The organism is Saccharopolyspora antiqui, from assembly GCF_052246905.1.
Classification (GTDB): Bacteria; Actinomycetota; Actinomycetes; order Mycobacteriales; family Pseudonocardiaceae; genus Saccharopolyspora.
The window spans coordinates 113,214-136,570 of the sequence record NZ_JBQQBO010000021.1; the positions used below are offsets into that span (position 1 = coordinate 113,214).

General features: G+C 70.5%; 18 protein-coding genes and 1 tRNA gene. 5 read left to right on the forward strand and 14 right to left on the reverse strand.

Annotated features, from left to right (window positions below):
• Positions 1–20 precede the first annotated feature (20 nt).
• Positions 21–974 carry a Ppx/GppA phosphatase family protein gene (locus ACTWQN_RS28205; protein WP_443206611.1) on the reverse strand — a complete coding sequence of 318 codons (954 nt, stop codon included), beginning with the start codon at positions 972–974 and terminating at the stop codon, positions 21–23.
• A gap of 199 nt (positions 975–1,173) precedes the next feature.
• The gene (locus ACTWQN_RS28210; protein ID WP_443206612.1) at positions 1,174–2,736 is read right to left on the reverse strand and encodes a lytic transglycosylase domain-containing protein; all 1,563 of its coding nucleotides are present in this window, start codon (positions 2,734–2,736) and stop codon (positions 1,174–1,176) included.
• A 212-nt stretch (positions 2,737–2,948) separates the two neighbouring features.
• Here ACTWQN_RS28210 and ACTWQN_RS28215 point away from each other — a divergent pair, with 212 nt between their 5' ends.
• The gene (locus ACTWQN_RS28215) at positions 2,949–4,562 is read left to right on the forward strand and encodes an acyl-CoA dehydrogenase family protein (RefSeq protein ID WP_443206613.1); all 1,614 of its coding nucleotides are present in this window, start codon (positions 2,949–2,951) and stop codon (positions 4,560–4,562) included.
• A gap of 73 nt (positions 4,563–4,635) precedes the next feature.
• Here the strand turns inward: ACTWQN_RS28215 and ACTWQN_RS28220 are convergent, their stop codons facing one another.
• From ACTWQN_RS28220 to eno, 3 genes are read right to left on the reverse strand one after another with little or no spacing between them, the layout of a single operon-like run.
• A complete protein-coding gene (locus ACTWQN_RS28220; RefSeq protein WP_443206614.1) occupies positions 4,636–5,136 on the reverse strand; it encodes a DUF501 domain-containing protein in 501 nt (166 codons plus the stop codon).
• Positions 5,137–5,138: 2 nt separating this feature from the next.
• Positions 5,139–5,681 carry an FtsB family cell division protein gene (locus ACTWQN_RS28225; protein ID WP_443206615.1) on the reverse strand — a complete coding sequence of 181 codons (543 nt, stop codon included), beginning with the start codon at positions 5,679–5,681 and terminating at the stop codon, positions 5,139–5,141.
• Positions 5,682–5,684: 3 nt separating this feature from the next.
• Positions 5,685–6,971, reverse strand: a complete 1,287-nt coding sequence (gene eno, locus ACTWQN_RS28230; protein WP_443206616.1) for a phosphopyruvate hydratase — start codon at positions 6,969–6,971, stop codon at positions 5,685–5,687.
• A 285-nt stretch (positions 6,972–7,256) separates the two neighbouring features.
• On the opposite strand from eno, the gene ACTWQN_RS28235 reads away from it, so the two are divergent.
• Positions 7,257–7,634, forward strand: coding sequence for a tetratricopeptide repeat protein (locus ACTWQN_RS28235; protein ID WP_443206617.1), 378 nt, complete (start codon positions 7,257–7,259; stop codon positions 7,632–7,634).
• Positions 7,635–7,657: 23 nt separating this feature from the next.
• Here ACTWQN_RS28235 and ACTWQN_RS28240 read toward each other — a convergent pair whose 3' ends face one another.
• The 7 genes from ACTWQN_RS28240 to mfd form a co-directional block, all read right to left on the reverse strand.
• Entirely contained in the window at positions 7,658–8,458 is an 801-nt protein-coding gene (locus tag ACTWQN_RS28240) for a lytic transglycosylase domain-containing protein (protein ID WP_443206618.1), read from the reverse strand.
• Positions 8,459–8,582: 124 nt separating this feature from the next.
• Positions 8,583–9,362, reverse strand: coding sequence for a lytic transglycosylase domain-containing protein (locus tag ACTWQN_RS28245; protein WP_443206619.1), 780 nt, complete (start codon positions 9,360–9,362; stop codon positions 8,583–8,585).
• 77 nt (positions 9,363–9,439) lie between these two features.
• Positions 9,440–10,456, reverse strand: coding sequence for a nucleoside triphosphate pyrophosphohydrolase (locus tag ACTWQN_RS28250; RefSeq protein WP_443206620.1), 1,017 nt, complete (start codon positions 10,454–10,456; stop codon positions 9,440–9,442).
• Between the two features lie 128 nt (positions 10,457–10,584).
• Complete coding sequence (locus tag ACTWQN_RS28255) at positions 10,585–11,511, reverse strand: SurA N-terminal domain-containing protein (protein WP_443206621.1); 927 nt, start codon at positions 11,509–11,511, stop codon at positions 10,585–10,587.
• 104 nt (positions 11,512–11,615) lie between these two features.
• On the reverse strand, positions 11,616–12,152 hold the full coding sequence (locus ACTWQN_RS28260) for an AMIN-like domain-containing (lipo)protein (RefSeq protein WP_443206622.1): 537 nt from the start codon (positions 12,150–12,152) through the stop codon (positions 11,616–11,618).
• 136 nt (positions 12,153–12,288) lie between these two features.
• A complete protein-coding gene (locus ACTWQN_RS28265; protein ID WP_443206623.1) occupies positions 12,289–13,989 on the reverse strand; it encodes a BCCT family transporter in 1,701 nt (566 codons plus the stop codon).
• Positions 13,990–14,178: 189 nt separating this feature from the next.
• Positions 14,179–17,784 (reverse strand): transcription-repair coupling factor, encoded by a 3,606-nt coding sequence (mfd, locus tag ACTWQN_RS28270; RefSeq protein WP_443206624.1) that lies wholly within the window; start codon positions 17,782–17,784, stop codon positions 14,179–14,181.
• A 161-nt stretch (positions 17,785–17,945) separates the two neighbouring features.
• Between mfd and ACTWQN_RS28275 the strand changes: the two genes are divergently transcribed.
• On the forward strand, positions 17,946–19,166 hold the full coding sequence (locus ACTWQN_RS28275; protein ID WP_443206639.1) for a PQQ-dependent sugar dehydrogenase: 1,221 nt from the start codon (positions 17,946–17,948) through the stop codon (positions 19,164–19,166).
• An 18-nt stretch (positions 19,167–19,184) separates the two neighbouring features.
• Here the strand turns inward: ACTWQN_RS28275 and ACTWQN_RS28280 are convergent, their stop codons facing one another.
• On the reverse strand, positions 19,185–19,778 hold the full coding sequence (locus ACTWQN_RS28280) for a TetR family transcriptional regulator (RefSeq protein WP_443206625.1): 594 nt from the start codon (positions 19,776–19,778) through the stop codon (positions 19,185–19,187).
• 237 nt (positions 19,779–20,015) lie between these two features.
• The gene (locus ACTWQN_RS28285) at positions 20,016–20,984 is read right to left on the reverse strand and encodes an acyl-CoA desaturase (protein ID WP_443206626.1); all 969 of its coding nucleotides are present in this window, start codon (positions 20,982–20,984) and stop codon (positions 20,016–20,018) included.
• Between the two features lie 418 nt (positions 20,985–21,402).
• Between ACTWQN_RS28285 and ACTWQN_RS28290 the strand changes: the two genes are divergently transcribed.
• Together ACTWQN_RS28290 and ACTWQN_RS28295 are read left to right on the forward strand one after the other, a co-directional pair.
• Positions 21,403–21,473, forward strand: a tRNA-Gln gene (locus ACTWQN_RS28290).
• A 68-nt stretch (positions 21,474–21,541) separates the two neighbouring features.
• A complete protein-coding gene (locus tag ACTWQN_RS28295) occupies positions 21,542–23,308 on the forward strand; it encodes a tetratricopeptide repeat-containing diguanylate cyclase (RefSeq protein WP_443206627.1) in 1,767 nt (588 codons plus the stop codon).
• The last annotated feature ends 49 nt before the right edge of the window (positions 23,309–23,357 follow it).

The window sequence follows — 23,357 nt, forward strand, 5'->3', positions numbered from 1 at the left end:
GCTTGCCCAGATGCTGGGAACTAGCTGATAGACAGGGCAATACCGTCGAGTATGTCGTGCTCGCTGACAGTCATCGCGGTAATGCCCGCGCGTTCCGCCAATTCTTCGGCAAGCACCTTGACCACCAGCGCACCACCGCCGATCACATCAACTCGACCCGGGTGCATGGCGCCGATCATGGCACGTTCGTCATGCGACATCCGCAGCAGGTCGTCGTTTATTTGTTCGATTCCGCTCTGGGAAATATGGGAAAGATGAATTGCCACCGGATCGTATTCCGGCAGTTCCTGCGCGATAGCGGACAGGGTCGTCACGGTGCCTGCCACCCCGACCCAGGTACGCGCTCCCGTGCAGTCCACCGCGGCGAACGCGTCGTCGAGGATCTGCCGGGCGACCTTCTCCGCCTCCCGGACCTCCTCGTCGGTGGGCGGATCGCTGCGCAGGCACCGCTCGGTCAGCCGCACGCAGCCGACGTCGGCGGAGTACGCGGCGGTGATGTCGGCGCTGGCGCCGTCCCAGGTGCCCACCACCAGCTCGGTCGATCCGCCGCCGATGTCGCTGACCACGAACGGCCCGTCCGCCGGATCAAGATCGCCGACCGCGCCGGTGAACGACAGCCGAGCCTCCTCGTCACCGGTGATCACCTCGGCCTCGACGCCGAGGGTTTCCCGGACCATGGCGAAGAAGTCCTCGCGGTTGGACGCATCTCGGGTCGCCGAGGTGGCCACCATCCGGATCCGCTCGACGCCCTTGCGGCGGGCGATCGCGGCGTAGTCGGCCAACGCGATCCGGGTGCGCTCCAGCGCTTCCTCGGCAAGCCGTCCGGTGGCGTCGACGCCCTGCCCGAGCCGGACGATCCGCATCTCGCGGTGCACGTCGCGCAGGTCGCGCCGACCGTCGTCATGCACCTGCACATCAGCTACCAGCAAGCGGATCGAGTTCGTCCCGCAGTCAATCGCCGCGACCCGTGGCATCTGCGTCCTCCTCGCGCTCGTCGGGCGACGCTCGTGCGCCCACATCCCACGCTAGCGGCTCGCGCCACACCCCCGAAGTTCACCCGAACTGACGGCATCTGCTTCGTCCGAGGTAATGACACTCGCGGCGTTCGGGAGGAAGCCCACCTCCTGCGTCGAATTCCGGCCTCTGACCAGAGAAAACGTCGGCCGAGACGGATCACACCGGCCGGAAGTCGGCGGGGACCGCGCAGGGTCCGAGCACGCCCGCGTCGCCCGTTTCGACGTAGACGGTCTGGCCGGGGACAGCGGTGTGCGGATCGGCGGCGCCCGGTTCGAGGGTCGTGCCCGGCGGCTGCTCCGCGGTGGCGAATTCGCCGCTGGCGAGCACTCCCGGATCGCAGACGATCGAGGGCTCCCCCGTAGGCGGGGCCGGTGGCACGGCGCTCTCAGGCGGCGGTGCGGCACCTTCAGGCGGGGGTGCGGATCCGTCCGGGGCGGGTGGTGGCGCCGAAGTGCCCGGCGCGGGTTGCGTCGGTGGAATGCCCGGTTGGCTCGTTCCCGGCGGCGCGGGGTCGCTGGCCGACGGCGGCGCTGGTTCGGACGAGCCGGGCGGTTCCCCGGGTTGGGACGTTCCCGACGGGGTCGGGCTCGGTGCGGTGGTCGCTCCTGGCGGTGCGAAATCCGGCGGTGTCGGAGTCGCGATGACCGGTGGCTCGACGCTGATCGGTGGCACCTGCTCGGTCGGACGGGACGTCGATGACGGTGGCCGCGGTGCCAGTGGCGGCCGTCCGGTCGGGGCAGGTCGGGTTGGTGACGGCGTCGGCACGAACGACGGGGCCGCTGCTGCCGGGGGCAGGGCCAGCGCTGCGGGACCGTCCGGCAGGCGCTCCCCCGCCAGCACGTCATCGACCTCCGGCGCCAAATCCGACGGCGTCGGCGTCACACCCTTCGCGTAGGCGGCCGCCCAGATCAGCACGGTCCGCACGTAGCTGTCGGAGTGGTTGTAGTTGAACACCGCCGCGGCGAGATCTCGCGGACTGCGCAGATCGCCGCCCCCACCGCACAGGTACTGCCCGGCCGCGACGCTGGCGTCGTGGACGTTGTGCGGGCTGGCGACCCCGTCGCCGTTGCCGTCCACGGCGAACGTCCGCCAGGTCGACGGGATGAACTGCATCGGCCCGACCGCCCGATCCCACACCGGGTCGCCGTCGTAGCGGCCCGCGTCGGTGTCCGTTATCGCGGCCATGCCCGGACCACCGGACAGCCGGGGGCCGAGGATCGCCCGCACCGTCGTGCCCAGCACGTCGATGCTGCCCGAGCGGGCGTGCTCGGACTCGATCCGACCGATCGAAGCCAGCACCGACCAGTGCAGTCCGCAGCCCCGATCGGCCCGGTCCACCAGCTCCGCGGCCCGGACGTAAGCGGCCAGCACCGGTTTCGGAATACCCAGCGGGCCCCTCGGCAACGCCACCTGCGGCCCCGCGCCGGTGGCCAGCTCGTCCGGATCGGCCGCCCGGTTCAGCAACTCGGGGCTGAGCTGCGGGTTCTGCGGCAACTGGCCGGTGGCACCGAGTTGGCGCGGATCCGGCCGCTGGCCAGCCGGTTTCAGCGGACCGGGCAGGAACGAACTCGACGCGCCCACCAGCGTGGCCGGTAGCAGCAGCACCGGAACCATCGCGGCCGCGGCGGCCCACTTCCGCGCCGCGCACCGCGCCGCCCCGCCGAATCGCCGAGCCGCCTTCCACACATGCTTGCCGTGGCGCTTCTTGCCAGCCGTCACTGCTGCATCCCCCACGCAGACCCGAACAGCACTGGAAAACCGAGACGGATCCCTGGATACACGACCGGTTCGAGGAACGCCCGACGGCAAGCCGACACAATCACCCGTCTGACTGGCGGGGAGCTCGGCCGACCAGTCCGGTTGCGCCAGGCGGGTGGATCAATCAGCAGATCGCCCGCCGTTCGGGTGGGTTTTGCGCCTACCCTCCGAACATGACGCTCATCGACGAGCCGCCCGTGTTCAGCACCCACCGGGTGGCCAACCAGCCGCCACCGCTGGCCGGTTTCGACCCGCTGGCCTGCGATCCCGCGCTGGGCGCCGCACTCACCCGCTACGCCGTCGGCGACCTCACCGCGCTCGCGCTGGAGGCCGGTTCCGCCGAGGCCCGCGAGCACGGTCGGCTGGCCAACGAGCATCCGCCGCAGCTGCGCACCCACGACCGCTACGGCAACCGGATCGACGAGGTCGACTTCCACCCGTCCTGGCACTGGCTGATGTCGCGCGCGATCGACCACGGCCTGCACGCGGCGCCGTGGACGCGGGGGCCGGGCGCGCATCTGCGCCGGGCGGCCGGTTTCTACCTGTGGTCGCAGGTCGAAGCCGGGCACACGTGCCCGATCTCCATGACCTACGCCGCGGTGCCCGCGCTGCGGTACGCGCCGACGCTGGCCAGCCAGTACGAGCCGAAACTCGCCGCATCGGGTTACGAATTCGGGCTGCGCCCGCCGATGGAGAAATCTGCGCTGCTGGCGGGCATGTCGATGACCGAGAAGCAGGGCGGCTCGGACGTGCGGGCCAACACCACCACCGCCGAACCGCTGGCCGACGGCACCTACCGGATCGTCGGGCACAAGTGGTTCACCTCGGCGCCGATGAACGACCTGTTCCTGACCCTGGCGCAAGCACCCGGCGGGTTGAGCTGCTTCCTGGTGCCGCGGGTGCTGCCGGACGGCAGCCGCAACGAAATCCGGTTGCAGCGCCTGAAGGACAAGCTGGGCAACAAGTCCAACGCCTCCGCCGAGATCGAGTACACCGGCGCCCTCGGCCACCTGATCGGCGAAGAGGGCCGCGGCGTCCGCTGCATCATCGAGATGGTGTCGATGACCAGGCTGGACTGCGTTCTCGGCTCGGCGGCCAACATCCGGATCGCGCTGTCGGAAGCCGCGCACCACGTGCGGCACCGCAGCGCGTTCGGCCACCGGCTGGCGGACCTGCCGCTGATGCGATGCGTATTGGCCGACCTGGCGCTGGAGTCGGAAGCCGCGACGACGCTGGCGATGCGGCTGGCCGCAGCGGTCGAGCAGGACGAGCACGACCTGCTGCGACTGGCTCTACCGGCGGCGAAGTTCTACATCTGCAAGCGCGCCCCGGTGGTGGTCGCCGAAGCGCTGGAATGCTTTGGCGGCAACGGTTATGTCGAGGAGTCGGGCATGCCCCGGCTGTACCGCGAGGCGCCGCTGAGCTCGATCTGGGAAGGCTCCGGCAACGTCACCGCACTGGACCTGCTGCGCGGACTGGACAAACAACCGTCCACTCAGGACGCCCTGCTCGCCGAGCTGGACGCCGCGAGTGGTGCGAGCGTCGACTACGACGCGGCGCTGCGGCGGCTGCGCGGCGAGCTCGCCGCTGCGGCGCCCGAACGGGCGCGCGGCCTCGCCGAGCTGCTGACGCTGACGCTGCAGGCGTCGCTGCTGTTCCGCCACGCGCCGACGCAGGTGGCGGAGGCCTTCGCCGCCACACGGCTCGCCGCTGTCGGCCGCACCTTCGGTGCGACACCGGTCGCGGGCGCCCGCAGCCTCCTCGACCGCATCGCCCCGGCGCGGTGAACTGCCGATCCTGCCGCAACGCTCGCGAGGCGGGAGAACTGGCGATTTCGCGCGAAATCGCTGCGGAAGAGACTCAGCGGTTGACCAGGTACCGGTGTTCGGGCCAGCGCTCGGCGATCAGGGCGATCGCCTCGTCGCCGAACGGGTTGACGCCCGGCCCCTTGGCCAAGGCGTGCGCGATGTGCACGTGCAGGCACTTCACCCGGTCCGGCATGCCACCCGCGCTGACCTCGGTACCCAGCGGCTCCAGGGCATCGCGCTCCGCGAGGTACGACTCGTGCGCTCGGCGGTAGCGCTCGGCGAGGTCCGGGTCCGCGGCCAACCGGTCGGTCATCGCCCGCATCAGACCCTCGGCCTCGAACGTCGAAGCGTGCGCCACCAGCTGCGGAGCGGTCAGGTAGTACAGCGTCGGGAACGGCGTGCCGTCCTCCAGCCGGGGCTGCGTCTGCACCACGGTCGGATCACCGGCGGTGTCCCGCGCCGCGATCGCGCGCAGCCCGCGCGGCGGCCGACCGAGCTGCCGCCGGATGCACTCCCGATCCGCATCGCTGATCACCGGCGCGCCCGAGTTCACCGTCAAGAATCCTTTCCCCTCACCGAATTCCAGAGATCTTCGTACCAAGGCAACCCGGCGTCGGCGGATTGGTCCGGAGGCGGCGGCGCGACCGGCGGGACCGGCACTTCCACGATGTAGGGCGTCTCGCCCGGCCGGACGTAGCCCAGTCGCGCCCGGGCCTCGGCCTCGACCTGCGCGGGGTCGGAAAGCTCCTGCTTGCGCTGCTCCAGTTCCTTGACCTGGCGCATCAGGTCGGTCTGCTGCTGCTGTTGCGCGGCCAGCTCGTTGCGCTGGCTCAGGTAGGTGCGCAACGGCACCGACACGCTCAGCGCCATCACGCAGACCAGCATGGCCAGGCCTGCGGCCCGCCGCGTCGAGGAGAGCTTGAACGCTCCCGCAGTACTGGACTTCGGGCGGGACCGCGTCGACGACTGCCGCCCCGGCCGCTTGCCCGATCCCTTCGTCCCGGCGCCGTCCCGGCGGGCGCGCTCGGACCGGCGCTCCGCCGGGGGCTCGCCCCGACGGCTGCGCCGACCTTGATCCGATGCGCGCCCGACCGGCATGGCTCAGCTCTCCGGGGTGAACCGGGGGAAGGTCAGCTCGCCCGCGTAGCGCGCGGCGTCACCGAGGGCTTCCTCGATGCGCAGCAGCTGGTTGTACTTGGCGACGCGCTCGCTGCGGGCCGGGGCACCGGTCTTGATCTGGCCGCAGCCGGTGGCCACGGCGAGGTCGGCGATGGTGGTGTCCTCGGTTTCGCCGGAGCGGTGGCTCATCATGCTCTTGTAGCCGCACGAGGTGGCCAGGTTGACCGCGTCCAGGGTCTCCGACAGCGTGCCGATCTGGTTGACCTTGACCAGCAGCGCGTTGGCCGCACCCCGGCCGATGCCTTCTTCCAGGCGCTCCGGGTTGGTGACGAACAGGTCGTCGCCGACCAGCTGCACCCGCGCGCCGACCTGCTCGGTCAGCTTGGTCCAGCCGTCCCAGTCGTCCTCGGCCAGCGGGTCCTCGATGGACACCAGCGGATAGGCGCCGATGAGTTCCCGGTAGTACTCCGCCATCTGCTCGGCGGTGCGCTTGGTGCCCTCGAAGTTGTAGCTGCCGTCGGCGAAGAACTCCGTCGCGGCGACGTCCAGCGCCAGCACGATGTCGCGGCCCAGCTTGTAACCGGCCTTCTCCACCGCCGAGGCGATCAGGTCCAGCGCCTCGCGGTTGTTCGGCAGGTCGGGGGCGAAACCGCCCTCGTCGCCCAGCCCGGTGGCCAGCCCCTTGCCCTTGAGCACCGACTTGAGCGCGTGGTAGGTCTCCGCGCCCCAGCGCAGCGCCTCGGAGAAGGTGTCCGCGCCGATCGGCGCGATCATGAACTCCTGGATGTCGACACCGGTGTCGGCGTGCGCACCGCCGTTGAGGATGTTCATCATCGGCACCGGCAGCACGTGCGCGTTGGGCCCGCCGACGTAGCGGAACAGCTCCAGCCCGGAGGTCTCGGCGGCGGCCTTGGCCACCGCCAGCGACACGCCGAGGATGGCGTTGGCGCCGAGCCGGGACTTGTCCGGGGTGCCGTCGAGGTCCACCAGCTTCTGGTCGACGACGCGCTGCTCGGTGGCGTCCACGCCGGTCAGCTCCGGGCCGATCTCGTCCAGCACCGCCGCGACGGCGTTCTCCACGCCCTTGCCGCCGAAGCGGGCGGCATCGCCGTCCCGCAGTTCGACGGCCTCGTGTTCGCCGGTCGAGGCGCCCGAGGGGACCGCGGCGCGGCTGAGCGTGCCGTCCTCCAATGCCACTTCGACCTCGACGGTGGGGTTCCCGCGCGAGTCCAGGATCTCGCGCGCGCCGACCTGCTCGATGATCGCCACGTGTGCTCCTAACCAGCCTCTGAACTATGGATCAAGCGAGCCGTCTCGGCGTTCCGCGATGCGCGAGGATTGCGGCCGAACGCTCGACGACCGCCTACGAGCCTAACCGGGCCGGTAGAGCGCTTGCCGCAGGCACGCGCGCAGCGGCGGAGGCCGGACATTTCGACCCTGATCGGCAAGCAGATGTTCGGCCAGTGTTCGCACTGCGGAGTCTTGGGCACGGCGCGAAGACCATCCAGACGGACGTCTCGGAACAGCCGATCGGCACGTAACGTTGTCCCCGCCATGACGACCGAAGGCATCGTCCAAGCGTTCCGCAGGGCAGAGGACCTGCTCGCGCAACGCCGTCCGCTGGAAGCCATCCGCGTCCTAGAACCCGTGCTCGACGTCGCAGCCGACAAACCGAGCGTGCAGTTGCTGCTCGGGCGGGCCTACTACTTCTCCGCGCAGCTGCGGCGCGCGGAGCGCGCGTTCCTGCGCGTGCTGGAGTTCGATCCCTCGGACCACTACGCGCGCCTGGTGCTGGGCCGCACGCTGCAACGGCTGGGCCGGTTGAACGAGGCGCGGGCGCAGATCAGGTTAGCCGCGACGATGCACCCGACGCCCGCCTACCAGGAGGCGCTCGGCGAGATCAACGCGCACATCGCCACCCGGGGCAGCTGACCCCGCCATCCGCTTCGGCCAGGTCAGCGGCGGCGGTTGCCCGCTTCGGCGTAGGACTCGGCCAGGCCGAAGACCTTCTGCGCGTAGTCGACGGAGTTGTTGTACGACAGGACACCGGACCACCAGCCCGCGCCGGTGGTCATGTCCCGGCTGCCCGCGCAGAGGTAGCGGGCGGCGGCCATCGCGGCGTCGTCGAGGTTCTGCGGGTCACCGAGCCCGTCGCCGTTGCCGTCGGTGGCCCACTTCCGCCACGTCGACGGGATGAACTGCATCGGCCCCACCGCGCGGTCGTGCATCGCGTCGCCGTCCAGCGCGCCGCCGTCGGTGTCCGGGATCAGCCGGATTCCCGGCGTGCCGTCCAGCGGCACCCCGATGATCGGGCTGGAGGGTTGGGCGTCTTCGCGCAGCAACCGCCGTCCGAACCGGCCGTGATCGGATTCGATGCGCCCGATGCCCGCCAAGGTCGCCCACGAGATCCGGCAGTCGGACTGGTACTCGCGCATCGCCAGGTCCGCGTTGACGTAGGAGACGATGGCCCGCGCCGGGATGTCCACCACCGCGGAGACCTGGTCGGCCCACTGCCGCACCGGATCGGCGCCGGGGGCGGGCTGCGGGAGGGGTTCTTCGGCGGGTGGCGCGATCGAACCGGGCGATACCGGGGCTGGCCGCAGCACTTCCTTCGGCGGCAGTCCGGCCACCGGTGCGGTCGGCGGCCTGCCGAAGAGGTTGACCAGTGCGACCCCGCAGACCATCGCGGCCAGCAGTGCGACGGCGATCGCCAGGCGCCCCAAGGCGGCGAGTGCGGTCGGCGTGGCCCTGATCACGACGATCAGGCTACGTGCTGGTAGCGCCGGTCTCCAGGCACCGATCCATCACGCCGCCCGGCCGGACCGGCCCGCGCACCGTCGGCATCCGCCAGCACAGCCTTGCTGACCAGGCGGAACCACGCTAGCCCGCCGCGGGCAGCTGGTGGCTCGTTCGGCCGTAGTAGTCGGCGTAATCCAGCACTTCCTGGCCGTAGCTGCGGCTTCGGTTGTAGGTCAGCAGCGCCGAGAAGAACCGGTCCGGCTGCCGGAGATCGCCGCCCGCGCTGCACAGGTACCGCCCAGCGGTGAGGGCCGCGTCGTCGGTGTCCTGCGGATCGGCGATCCCGTCGCCATCGGCATCGACCTGCCACCGGCGCCAGGTGGTCGGGATGAACTGCAACGGGCCGACCGCCCGATCCCAAACCTGGTCGCCGTCGAGGCGGCCGTCGTCGGTGTCGGGGATGCGCCGGACGCCGTCGGCACCGTCCAGCGGCAGCCCGATGACCGGGCGGGTCGGCCGCCCGGTTTCGTCCAGCCGCGCCCCGCCGTGGCGACCGTGGCTGGACTCCACGGCACCGATCGCGGCCAGCACCGACCAGTCGAGCCCGCACCGCGGCATCGTCGCGGCGATCGCCAGCTGCGCGTACCCGTAGGCCTGCAACGCGGTGCGCGGGATGTTGAGCTCGTCGGACATCGACTCGGCCCAGGCGGCGAGTTGCTGCTGCGGCCGGGCGTCCGGCGGCAGCGGTGCGCCGCCGGGGGCGAGCAGCTCCACCTGCGGCGGTTCGACGCCGGGGGTGGGTGGCGCCGCCGCTGACGGCGGGACGAATCCGGCGCCACCTTGCGTCGATGTCGTCCAGGGTGTGCAGGACGCCAGCAGGGTGAGCACCGGGGCCAACAGCAGCCAGAACCGACGCGGCACGAGCATCCTCCCTCTGCACACCGAAGCGGGGGCGCGAGCTGCCGCGCAGCAGCCGGTGCGCCCGCGATCAGTGTGCGTCACTCGGACCGCACGCCCGCCGGGTCGGGCAAATCAGACATCAAGTTCCGCCATTCGGCGGCATCCAGGTCCGCTGGTTCCCGACCGGTTTCGCGGGCCCGCCGCTCGGCCGCTCGGATGCGCTCGGCGAAGGCCAGCGCCACCGCGCGCAGCTGGTCCTCCGGGTCGCGACCAGCCAGCTTCGCCTGCGCGGCGGTGCTGAACAGCACCTCACCCGGGGCCTGTCCGCGCGGCATGGCGTCCGCCGGAATCCCGGCGCGGTTCGCGCGCTGCGCGAGCTTGGCGGCCAGCGCGACCGCGGGCTGCCCCAGCGCGACACCATCCACAATGGACTCGCGCTGCTTCTCCCGCTGCTTCAGCTCTTCCCAGCGGGTGTGCTGCGACTCGGCGTCCAGCAGCGCCGGGTCGTCGGCGAAGACGTGCGGGTGCCGGGACACGAGCTTGCTGACCAAACCGGCGGCGACCGCGTCGATGTCGAAGGGATCGGCCGGGTCCTCGGTGGCCACCCGGGCGTGGAACAGGACCTGCAGCAGCACGTCGCCCAGTTCCTCGCGCAGCGCCTCCCGGTCGCGGAGCTCGATCGCGTCGAGCAGCTCGTAGGTCTCCTCGACGAGGTACTGGCGCAGCGTGTCGTGGTCCTGCTCGGCGTCCCACGGGCAGCCGCCGGGCGAGCGCAGCCGATCCATCACCGTCACCGCGTCCAGCAGCTCGATCCCGGCCGGGGCCGGGGTGGTGATCAGCTCGGCGCCCGCGGCGTGCAGGCCGTCGGCCTCGGCGGAGCCGAGTTCGCCGACGATCAGCACGACGGGCTCCCGAGCGGCCTGCGCCAGCAGGTCGCTCAGCGCCGGTGGCTCAGGTGCGGCCAGCGCCGCTCGGGTGGCGGGTGCGAGACCTGGCTCGGCGTAGACGGCGGCCGCGCTGCGCAGCAGTGGCGCCGCCGCGGCCGGTAGGACTTCGCCGAGCCGGTCGTCGACCACCACGACCGCGCAACCTTCCGAGACCTGGACGTCGTTCATGCTGCGATTGTCCCAAGCCCGCCGCCCCGACCGGCTCGCGAGTGCCGAAGCGGGTCGAAGCTCACCTGCTCACCCGGCGAACTTCGTTCGGCACGGGGGTACGAAGCGGGTTGGAGCCCGCTTCGCGCTCACGACTGGACGCGATGCGGAGCCAACCGGAAGCCGGTGGTCTCGCCCTCGTTGGGCGCTGCGGTCAGCCCCACCGGGTCCCACACGCCGTAGCGCGGGCTCAGCCGCACTCCGACGCGGTCCGCCGTGATGCCGAGCAGCTGCATGCCCACACCCTGCAGCGTCTGGTCATCGGCACCACCGGCCGCAGGCGCCCCAGCGGGAGCGTCGGTGCGGCGTTCCTTGATCACGGCGACCAGCCACTGCCCGGAGTTCGGCTCCGGTTCGAAGGCCAGCACCGTGCCGGGCTGCGCGCCGAACAACGGCGTCGCCGCCGCGAGCTGCGGGCTGTCCGCGGCGCGCAACTGCTGACCGAGTGCGGCCGGAACACCGGCGCGGCTGTCGGCTTCGATCACCGCGGCGGCCTCGGCCGGGCCCTGCGCCATGCGGCGCGCCTTGTCCTCCGCCTCGCGGCGCGTGGTGGCCTGGGTGTAGTCGAAGGTGACCGCCAGCCCGTCGAAGTACTTGCGACCGAGTTCCGTTGCCAGCAGCTGGGTCCGGGCCATCTCGCGGACGTTGCGCGGGGTGTAGATCTTGCCCGCGGTCGCCGCCTGCGGCCCGCCCAGCTGGTTGATCAGCTCGTTGATCTGCTCGTCGCTGACGGTCAGCCGCTCGTCGCGGGCCGCCTGCTCGACCAGATCCTGCCGCACCAGCTGCGAGGCCAGCTGCCTGCCGAGCTCGTCGAGCTGGCCCTGCTGCTGCAACTGCGGCTTGAGATCCGGTTCTTTGGCGAGCACCTCGGCGAACCAGGACTGGACCTCGGTGACCGGGATGCGGGTGTCACCGACGATGGCGGCGGCGCCGACCTGGCTGGGGCCGGAACCGCATCCGGCGAGCAGCAGGCCGACTGCGGCGATCGATGCGAGTAGGCGCCCGTGGCGCGGCATGCGGAACCTCACAGCGGGCACCCTCTCATGAAGTCACCGTCGGGTGAAGCCTCAACACCGTCCGAAGTCGACACTCGGCGACGCACAACACCGATCCGTTCGGCTCAACGGCCCAACGGTCCCTGGGCCATGTTGATGATCACCTTGTCCCCCTCGACCAGCACCTCGTAGTCGACACCCTCGGAGACGCCGATGGTCAGCTCGCCGGTGCCGTGCGAGTTGTCGTTGACCACCGCGCTGCGCGCCAACGACTGCCCGAACTGCACCGGACCGGCGGTGGTGCGAGCCGGATCGGCGATCTCCAGTCGGATGTGGATGAACGACTTGCCCGTCATGCCCTCGACCGGCTCGGCGGAGGGACCCCAGACCGGGGCCACCTCGTTCAGCTCGTGGCTCATCACGCGCAGGCCGTCGACGTTCGGCAGGCTGCTGAAGTCGAACACGACCCGCTCCTCGCCGCCGTGCACGCCAGCGCGGATGTCCGGTTTCGCGGCGGCGGTCAGGTTCGAAGCCACACCGAGCGCCGCGGAGCCGCCAGCCGGTGCCGCGGGCGTGTCCGCGCCAGCGGCGCATCCGGTCAACGCCAGCACGGACAGCACGATCGAACCAGTCGCCAGAACCAGCTTGCTGCGCAAGGACATCGGGGAAACCTCTCATCGGGAAACCTTTACCCCAACAGACGCATCTCCCCGCGCGAGGTTCCAACCGCGTCGAACTGATCTTCCGGACATTTGCGGCAACCCGGCGAACAGGAACCAACGTGACCACAGTGGACGATCACAGCGGTTCCTCGGAATCGCGCTCGGCCGGGCGGACTTCCAGCTGGAAGTCGCCGCCGTGGCGCTCGGTTCCCGCGATGACCGCGCGCTCCAGCACCTGCGCGCCCTTCTCGCCGCGCTGCATCATCGGGTCCTCGCGCAGGTCCTTGAGCAACGCCACGCACAGCAGCACCATCACCACCGCGAACGGCGCCGAGGCGAGGAACGTCAGGTTCTGGATGCCGCCGAGCGCATCCTCCCCACCGATGATCAACATGATCGCGGCCACCGCACCGGTCGACGCGCCCCAGAAGACCACGATCCACCGCCTCGGCTCGATCGAACCGCGCTGCGACAGGGTGCCCATCACCACCGACGCCGCGTCCGCGCCGGAGACGAAGAAGATCGCGACCAGGACCATCACCAGCACCGTGGTGATCCCGGCCAGCGGCAAGGTCTCCAGCACCGCGAAGGTCTGTGCCTCCTCGCCGCCGCTGCGGAACACGTCCACGCCGGTCTGCTCCACCCGGATCGCGCTGCCGCCGAGGATCGCGAACCACACCACGCTCACCGCGCTGGGCACCAGGATCACGCCCGCGATGAACTGGCGGATCGTGCGGCCCCGGCTGATCCGGGCGATGAACATGCCCACGAACGGCGTCCACGAAATCCACCACGCCCAGTAGAAGATCGTCCAACTGGACAGCCAGGTGTTCATCGCCTCGCCGCCGGTGGCGCCCGAACGAGAGGCCATCTCGCCGAAGTCGCGCAGGTATTGGCCGATCGAGGTGGGCAGCAGGTCGAGGATGAACACCGTCGGACCCACCACGAACAAGAAGAACGCCAGCAGCGCCGCCAGCACCATGTTGATGTTGGACAGCCACTGGATGCCCTTGGCGATGCCGGAGACCGCGGAGAAGATGAAGCAGATCGTCAGCACCACGATGATCAGCACCAGCACCGTGTTGCCGACGCTGCCGATCCAGCCCGCCGACTGCATGCCGCTCTGGATCTGCAGCGTGCCCAACCCGAGCGAGGCCGCCGAGCCGAACAGCGTCGCGAACAGCGCCAGGATGTCGATCACCCTGCCGATCGGACCGTCGGCGCCCCGCTTGCCGATCAGCGGCGTGAACACCGCGCTGATCAGCTGCTTCCGGCCGCGCCGGAAGCTGCAGTAGGCGATGGACAGCCCCACCACCGCGTAGATCGACCAGGGGTGCAGCGTCCAGTGGAAAAGCGAGGTCGCCATCGCGGTCTCGACCGCATCGTCGCTCAGCGGCGACACCGTGCCCGGCGGCGGTTCGACGAAGTGCGCCAGCGGTTCGGCGACACCGAAGAACATCAGGCCGATGCCCATGCCCGCGCTGAACATCATCGCGATCCACGACACGGTGCGGAACTCCGGCTGCTCGTCGTCCCGGCCCAGCGGGATAGCGCCGTAGCGGCTGAACGCCAGCCACAGCGCGAACACCACGAACCCGGTCGCGGCGAGCACGAAACCCCAGCCGATGTTGATCACCAGCCAGGACAGCGCGGCGCTCGACGTGCGCGCCAGCGAGCCGGTGGAGAACACACCCCAGCAGACGAAGAACACCGTGATGACCGCCGTGACCCCGAAGACCACGACGTCGGTGCGGGGCTGTTGTTCGGCGGCGAAGGCATCGGGGGATCGCGGGATGCCGTTTCGCGCCCTTTTCCGTTCAGAGGCCTTCCTGGTCATGATCCCGCGCCTCCTCGTTCCTGCGAAGCCGGATCAACCGTCACGCTGCGTCGGGATCCCGGCAACTCAGAAGCACGGCAGTGTCATCCACGGCCCGCCCGCCGCTGCGGAACGTGCTCAGCGACGACCCGAACCACGCCGGTCCGGGACGCCCAGCGGTTTCCAGCGGAACCGGCCCGCCACCACGCGTCAGGCGACTGGTGCCGGGGCCGTGGTGAGGGATTCCAGGAAGTCCATGCACCAGTCCAGCAGTGCTTCGTCGCGCAGCGGCGGGGCGCCGATCCGGCCCCCGGCGGCGCCTTCCGTCGGGCGCGGCACCGACACCGTGCGGACCGCGGGCTTGTAGATCGCCTTCGGGTACAGGCGCTTGAGCCGGACCTGCTTCGAGTCGAGCAGCTCCAGCGGCGCCACCCGCAGCGACGCGCCCTGCAACGTCACCTCGCGGACCCCGTGGTCCCGGCACGCCTGCCGGAACCGCGCCACCTTCAGCAACCGCTGCACCGGCTCCGGCAACGGCCCGTAGCGGTCGACGAGCTCGTCCCGGACCGCGTCCAGCGCCGCGACGTCGACGGCCGCCGCGACCTTGCGGTAGGCCTCCAACCGCAGCCGCTCCCCCGGCACGTAGTCGTGCGGGAGATGCGCGTCGACCGGCAGGTCGATCCGGACTTCGGTGAGTTCCTCCTCCACCTCGCCCGGCTCCGCTCCGGCATGCCGCCGGAAAGCCTCAACGGCCTCCCCGACCAGCCGCACGTACAGGTCGAAGCCCACACCGGCGATGTGCCCGGACTGCTCGGCGCCGAGGATGTTGCCCGCGCCGCGGATCTCCAGGTCCTTCATCGCCACCGCCATGCCCGCACCGAGCTCGGAGTTCTGCGCGATGGTCGCCAGCCGGTCGTGCGCGGTGTCGGTCAGGGGCTTCTCCGGCGGGAACAGGAAGTAGGCGTACCCGCGCTCGCGCGCCCGGCCGACCCGGCCGCGCAACTGGTGCAGCTGGGCGAGCCCCAGCAGGTCGGAGCGGTCCACCAGCAGCGTGTTGGCGTTGGAGATGTCCAGGCCGGTCTCGACGATCGTGGTGCACACCAGCACGTCGTGCTCGCGCTCCCAGAACCCCTGGATGATCTTCTCCAGCCGGTCCTCGTTCATCTGCCCGTGGGCGGTGACGATCCGCGCCTCCGGCACCAGCTCCCGCAGCTGGCGCGCGACCTTCTCGATGTCGTGCACCCGGTTGTGCACGAAGAACACCTGCCCGTCGCGCAGCAGCTCGCGGCGGATCGCGGCGGCGACCTGCTTCTGGTCGTAGCCGCCGACGTAGGTCAGCACCGGGTGCCGCTCCTCCGGCGGCGTGAGGATCGTCGACATCTCCCGGATGCCCGCCATGCTCATCTCCAGCGTGCGCGGGATCGGCGTCGCCGACATCGTCAGCACGTCCACGTGCGTCCGCAGCGCCTTGATGTGCTCCTTGTGCTCGACGCCGAAGCGCTGCTCCTCGTCGACGATCACCAGCCCCAGGTCCTTGTAGCGGAGCCCGGTCTGCAACAGCCGGTGGGTGCCGATCACGATGTCGACCGCCCCGTCGGCCAGGCCCTGGATGGTCTGCTCGGACTCCATTTGGTGGGTGAACCGGGACAGCCCCTTGACCGACACCGGGAACGACCGCATCCGATCGGTGAAGGTGTTGAGGTGCTGTTGGGCCAGCAGCGTGGTCGGCACCAGCACGGCGACCTGCTTGCCGTCCTGCACCGCCTTGAACGCCGCGCGCACCGCGATCTCGGTCTTGCCGTAGCCGACGTCGCCGCAGATCACCCGGTCCATCGGCACCGGGCGCTGCATGTCCGCCTTGACCTCGTCGATGGCGGCCAGCTGATCGCCGGTCTCGGTGTACGGGAAGGCGTCCTCCAACTCGCGCTGCCACGGGGTGTCCGAACCGAAGGCGTGGCCGGGCGAGGACTGCCGCGCCGCGTACAGCTGCACCAGCTCGGCGGCGATCTCCTTGACCGCCTTGCGCGCCTTGGCCTTGGTGTTCTTCCAGTCCGAGCCGCCGAGCTTGTTCAGCGTCGGCACCTCGCCACCGACGTAGCGGGTGACCTCGTCGAGCTGATCGGTCGGCACGAAAAGTCTATCGCCAGGCTGACTGCGTTTTCCCTGCTTGCTCGCCGCGTACTCCAGCACCAGGTACTCGCGGGTGGCGCCGCTGACGGTCCGCTGCACCATCTCGACGTACTTGCCGATGCCGTGCTGCTCGTGCACCACGAAGTCACCGGCCTTGAGCGCCAGCGGATCGACCGCGTTGCGCCGCCGCGACGGCATCCGGCGCATGTCCTTGGTCGACGTTCCACCGCGCCCGCCGGTCAGATCCGCCTCGGTGAGCACCACCAGCGCGACCCCGGGTGCGGCGAAACCGTCCTCCAGACCACCGCGCACCACCGTCACCACACCGGATTCCGGCTCCGCCGCCAAGCCCTCCTCGGCCAACCGTGCGGGCAGTTCGCCCTCGCGCAGCTGCTGCACCGCTCGCTGCGCGGTGCCCGCACCGGCCACCACCAGCACCGCCGCACCACCCGAGGCGGTGTGCGCCCGCAGGTCGGCGTACGCGCGCTCGATCTCGCCGCGATAGGCGTCCACCTGCTTGAGGACGAGCCGGATGACCTCGTCGTCGTCCTCGCCTTCCTCGCTGGTCAGCTGGGTCAACGGCCACCACGGCAGGCCGATCGAGCGGGTGTGCTCGGCGACCTCGGCCAGGCTGCGGTACGCCGATGCGCCCAGATCGATCGGCGCCTTGCCGCCGTCGGCGGCGACCATCCAGGACGCCTCCAGGAATTCCTGGCCGGTGCGCACCAGGTCGGCGGCCCGCGCGTGGATCTTCTCCGGATCGGCGAGCAGCACGTGCGTGCCCGCCGGAACCAGATCGGTGAGCAGCTGCATCTCGGCTTCGCACAGCGCCGGGATCAGGGCCTCCATGCCCTCCACGGGCGCGCCCCCGGCGATCTTGTCGAGCATCTCGGCCAGGTGCGTGTCGGTCTGGTGCTGCTCGGCGAGCTTCGCGGCCCGCTCCGCGACCTGCTCGGTGATCAGCAGTTCCCGGCAGGCCGGGGCGAACAGTTCGGTGCTCGGCGCGTCCGGCAGCGAACGCTGGTCGGCGACCGCGAACGGGCGGATCTCGGTGACCTCGTCGCCCCAGAACTCCACCCGCAGCGGATGTTCCTCGGTCGGCGGGAACACGTCGACGATGCCGCCGCGCACCGCGAACTCGCCGCGCTTCTCGACCATGTCGACGCGGTCGTAGGCCAGCGCCGCGAATCGTTCGACCAGTTCCTGGAAGTCGTGTTCGGTGCCGACCGCGAGCCGCACCGGCGCCAACTCGCCCAGACCGGGCGCGATCGGCTGGATCAGGCTGCGCACCGTGCTCACCAACACCTGGACGGCGCCGTGCGCGTGCTCCTCGGGGTGCGCGAGGCGGCGCAGCACCGACAGCCGCCGACCGACCGTGTCGGCGCGGGGCGAAAGCCGTTCGTGCGGCAGGGTTTCCCAGGACGGGAACACCTCGATGCCCGTCGGGCCGAGCAGATCCGAAAGCGCCGCCGCGGCTTCCTCCGCCTCCCGGCCGGTGGCCGTGACCAGCAGCACCGGGCGACCGGCGCCGCCCGGCGCGGCCAGCGACGCGGCCGTCAGCGACCGGGCCGCGGCAGGGCCCTCCAGCACCAGGCGCGGCCGCCCGGCAGCTTCGACGACCTTCCGGATGGCGGGATCGCGCAGCACGATTTCGAGCAGTCCGCGCAGGGGACCGGCCTGGCTCATGGAGCTACCTCGCAGCAAGACAACGCGAATGCGGACACACCCCTGCCCGGGACGAACGCCAAGCCGGGAGGGGCGTCGGGTTCAAGACTACGACTCGGGTGTGACACGAAGACGACTGCCCGAACGCCAGGCGTGGCCGATGCCACACTGTGCGCATGCCGATGCGCCGATTCGTCTCGTTAGCCCTGTTGCTCACCTTGGTCGGTTGCGGCAGCGGGAGCAGCCCCGACCAACCGGCGCCGGTCAGCACCGCGGCCCCGGCGCCCACCGCGACGCTGCGGGTCGAGGTGGTCGCGGCCGGGCTGGAACACCCCTGGGACATCGGTTTCCTGCCGGATGGCACTGCCCTGGTCGTGCAGCGGCCCGGTCGACTCGTGCTGCTTGCCGATCATCGCGCCGGTGCGCTGGTGCGCCCGGTGCAGGCCGACTTCGGCGATGTCCTGGTCGAGGGCGAAGGCGGCCAGCTGGGGCTGCTCGTCCACCCGGACTTCGCGACCAACCGGCGGTTCATCACCTGCCAGACGCACCAGGTGAACGGCAACGCGGTGGACGTCCGGTTGATCACCTGGCGGCTGTCCGAGGACGGTGCCCGCGCCGACCGGGTCGGCCCGCCGCTGCTGACCGGGATCCCGGTCAACCCGAGCGGACGGCATTCGGGGTGTCGTCCGGCGCTCGCCGAAGACGGCGCGCTGCTGCTGGGCACCGGCGACATCGCGCGGCCCGGCGTGCCGCAGGACCGCTCCTCGCTGGGCGGCAAGGTGCTGCGGATGAACATCGACACCGGCGCCCCGCTGCCCGACAACCCGTTCATCGGTTCGGCGGATCCGCACGAGCGGCTGATCTACACCTTCGGGCACCGCAACGTGCAGGGCGTCGCGCCGCGGCCCGGTGGGCAGGTGTTCATCTCCGAACACGGCCCGACCGGCGACGACGAGGTCAACCTGCTGCGGCCGGGCGGGAACTACGGCTGGGATCCGTCCCAGGGCGGCACCGTGAGTTCCTACGACGAATCGGTGCCGATGACCGACACGGGGCGCTTCCCGGACGCCGTCCGGGCGGTGTGGTCCTCCGGCGACGAGCGCCAGGCCCCGAGCGGTGCGGCGTTCCTGACCGGCCCGCAGTGGGGGCCGTTCGACGGGATGCTGGCGGTCGCCACGTTGCGCGGTACCAAGCTGCTGCTGTTGCGGATCGATCCGGACGGCAGCGTGCGGGAGGTCCAGATCCCGGCGGAACTGCGCAACACCCACGGCCGACTCCGCGGCGTCCGCCAGGGACCCGACGGAGCGCTCTACATCACGACGTCCAACGGCTCCAACGGCTCCAACGGCTCCAACGGCTCCAACGGCTCCAACGACAAGATCCTGCGCGTCTCCACCACCTGATCTCGGGCGGACGGCGCGTCACTTGGTGGACAGCCGGGGTTTGTGCTCCAGGTGGGAAAGGCCGTTCCAGGCGAGGTTGACCAGGTGCGCGGCGACCTCTTCCTTCTTCGGCTTGTGCGCCTCCAGCCACCACTGGCCGGTCAGCGCGACCATGCCGACCAGGGCCTGGCTGTACAGCGGGGCGAGCTTCGAGTCGTAACCACGGGCGCTGAACTGCAGGCCGAGGATGTGCTCGACCTGGCTGGCGATGTCGTTGAGCAGGCTGGAGAACGTGCCGCTGTTGCTGGCCACCGGCGAATCCCGCACCAGCACGCGGAATCCGTCGGTGTTGTTGTCGATGTAGTCCAGCAACGCGCGCGCGGCCTGCTCCAGCAGATCCCGCGGATGTCCCGCCGACAAGGCGGAAACGATGAGGTCCAGCAGGTTGCGCATCTCGCGGTCGACCACCACCGCGTAGACGCCTTCCTTGCCACCGAAGTGTTCGTAGACGACCGGCTTGGACACCCCGGCGCGGTGCGCGATCTCCTCGATCGACGTGCCGTCGAAGCCCTTCTCCGCGAACAGCGCGCGGGCCACGTCCAACAGCTGCTGCCGACGTTCCTTGCCGGTCATCCGCACTCGCGCGGTGCGACCCTTCGGTCGCGCCGCCGGTTCGGGCGCGCTCCGCGCGCGTCGCCGTGATACCACTTGCACAACCCTAAAGTGCGGGACCGACACAAATGTGCAGGTCTGATGGAAAAGTGCCCGCGCGACAACCGTCGCACGGGCACTTCGAACTTCGAGGACGCGCGGTTCGCGATCCGCCAGCACCATCCGCAGCGGTGCGAAACGCGCCTGGAACTCCGCGAATCAGCCCTTGTACTCGGTCACCGCGATCCGAGCGAGGCGCTTCTCGTTGGGCCAGCGGACCTTCCAGGCCCAGCCGACCTTCTCGAAGAACCAGATGACCCGCGCCGAGATGTCCAGCTGCCCGCGCAGCACGCCGTGCCGAGCGCAGGTCGGGTCGGCGTGGTGCGAGTTGTGCCAGGACTCGCCGAAGGACAGGATCGCCAGCGGCCAGAAGTTCGCCGCCTTGTCCCGGCTCTTGAACGGCCGCTCACCGATCATGTGGCAGATCGAGTTCACCGACCACGTGATGTGGTGCAGGAACGACACCCGCACCAGCCCGGCCCAGAAGAACGCCGTCAACGCGCCCCACCACGACCAGGTCAGCAGACCGCCCATCAGTGCGGGCAGCGCCAAGCTGGCGACCGTCCACACCGGGAACAGCCGGTTGGCCCAAACCACGTCGCGATCCTTGAGCAGGTCGGGAGCGAACCTGTCCTCGTTGGTCATTTCCCGTTGCAGCATCCAGCCCATGTGGGAGTGCCAGAAACCCTTGGTCAATGCCAACGCCGACGTGCCGAACAGCCAGGGCGAGTGCGGGTCGCCCTCGCGGTCGGAGAAGGCGTGGTGCCGACGGTGGTCGGCGACCCAGGTGATGACCGGCCCTTGGACCGCCATCATCCCGGTGATGGCCAATGCGATCTTCACCGCGCGGTTGGCCTTGAAGGCCCCGTGCGTGAAGTACCGGTGGAAGCCGACGGTGACGCCCAAACCGCTGATCAACCAGAAGAACACGGCCAAGGCGATGTCGACCACCCCGACGCCCCATCCCCAGAGGACGGGAATCGAGGCGATCAGCGCGGCCATCGGAATCAGGAGGAACGCGTACACCAGCGACGCTCGCCCGACGCTCTGAGAACCCGTGGTCAGCGGCTTCGGCCCGGACTCGGCGCCGACGTCCGGATCGACAACGCGCTCGGTTGCTGCGGTCATACTCAATACCTCAAATGGCGTTGGGGAGGTGGGAAAACTGTGGTCAGCACCGGGAACCACGGCCCCGCAACACCTCCACCCTACGGGACCGTAACCTACGCTAGCGTAAGTTCTTCGATGCTGAATCGTCACCCCCGAGCGGCAAAATTGCGGCGTGTCGCGAGCTGCCGGGCGTGTCCGAATCGCCCGCGTTCACCCGAACAGCGGTGATCTTGCACGCAACCGGACGCCGCCTCGGTACGTCCCATCCATGTGCCAGCCCGCGACGAATTCCACCCACCCGCAAACCCGGCGCCGAGCCGGAAGCCCCGGCATGTCACGATGTCGGCCGGGCACCACCGCCAGTCGTCCCGGGCCGGTAAGCTCGGACCGCGGTGTCGAGCGTCACGCTCCGGCACCAAGGGACTACAGTGCGCGATCCGCCGTGGTGTAAAGGCAGCACCTCGGATTTTGGTTCCGATGGTCCAGGTTCGAATCCTGGCGGCGGAGCGAGCGGTCCTCCCGGACCCGACGCGATGAGCGGCGACGCGCAGCGCGCGGGCCGACCGGGAGGAAAGGTGAACAGGGGGTGGGCGCCGCTGCGTGACGACACGACCGCCGTGCGCGAAGAACCCGCGACCACGCTGAGCGAAGTGTCCGACGCGTGGTTGGTCGGACGCGCACGCGAACTCAACGCAGTCGGCCAGCACAGCGATGCGGCCGGACAACGCAGCACCATCCGCGAGGCGGACAACCTGCTCGCCGAAGCCCAGCGACGCGGCGAACCGCGCATCGTCGCCCAACTCCTGCGGCACTGCAGTTCCATGCGGCTGGCCACGCCCGGTCTGGTCGACAGCTCCGATCCACTGCTCGACGAACTCCTCGCCCACACCAAGCGGCACGGCCTCGACGTGCTGCAGGCCGATGCGCACGCGCTGCGCGGCCGACGCGCGCTGCTCGGCGGCAGCGAGGACAACGCGCTCACCGAGGTCGCGCACGGCTTGGCGATGCTCGACGACGAACTGGTGCCGGACCGCACGCTGGGCCGCCGGTCCTGGGAACGGCTGCTGGCCACCTCGCTGATCGACCTCGGCCTGGTGCTCACCCAACTCGGCGTGTACGAGATGGCCGACGAGGTGATGGCCCGCGCCCACCAGCGAATCCGGGAAAGCGGCGGCCCGCACGAGATCGCGGTGCACATGATCAACCGATGCCGGATGCTGCTCGGCTGGGGGCTGCGGCTGGAGCGCATCGGCCAGCACGAGGAGGCGACCGCGCGGTTCGCCACCGCCTCGGCGATCGCGGTCGCGGTGGAGGGCCCGTGGCGCGAGTCGCTGTTCCCCCGGGTGTCCGACCGACCCGCCGCCGAGCAGATGCCGGTGCTCGGCGCCGCCCATGCGCTGGCCCAACCGCACGCCGAGCACATCGAGCGGCTTGACGCGCTGCGCGTCCTGGACCGCGCGATCCACCCGCGGGAGAAGATCATCGTCGCGATCGCGCTGTCCCGCTGCCTGACCCGCGCGGACCGCGGCCAGGAGGCGGTGCGGGTGCTGTCGGAGACCCGTGCGGACATGGACGACGACACCTCCGAGCCGACGCTGCGGATCTCGCTGGCCCGCGAGTACGCGCAACTGACCGAACTGGACAGTGCAGGCATCCACGACGCGCTGCGGGAATACGCGCTGGAGCTGGAGACCGAACTGTGGACCATGCGCCAAGCACGACTGTCTACTTTGGTCACACGACTGGAGAACTCGCGGCTGAGCCACAAGCACGACGCGATCACCAGGCAGGCCCTGCAAGACCCGCTCACCGGCCTGTCCAACCGGCGCGCCCTGGACGACCGGCTGGAGACGCTGCTGGGCGAGCCCGATGCGCAGCCGCTGGCGGTGGCGCTGGTCGACCTCGACGGGTTCAAGAGCGTCAACGACCGCTGCTCGCACGCCGAAGGCGACGACGTGCTGCGCACCGTCGCGGTGACCCTGCGCGACACCCTGCGCACCGACGACTTCGTGGCCCGCTACGGCGGTGACGAGTTCGTCGTGCTGCTACCGGGCGCGGCGCTGGGTGCCGCCGAGGCCGCGCTGCACCGCAGCGTCGAGGCCGTCGACCAGCTGCCCGGCGAGCTCTCCCGCGGCGTGACGCTGTCGATCGGCGTCGTCGCGATGCGCACCCAGGAATCGGCGGCCCAGGTGCTGGCGCGCGCGGACGCCGCGATGTACCAAGCCAAACGTGACGGCGGCAACCGCGTCGCGGCGTTCTCCGGCGTCGCCCCCGCCCCGCCGAAGCGGTCGCCGGATCAACCGGCGGACCACTCGGTGTGGATCCCGCCGGACGCGCTCTAGACCGTAAGTCCAGGTCGTGGGTGCGCCAACGGGGGGCAACCCCCCTGCC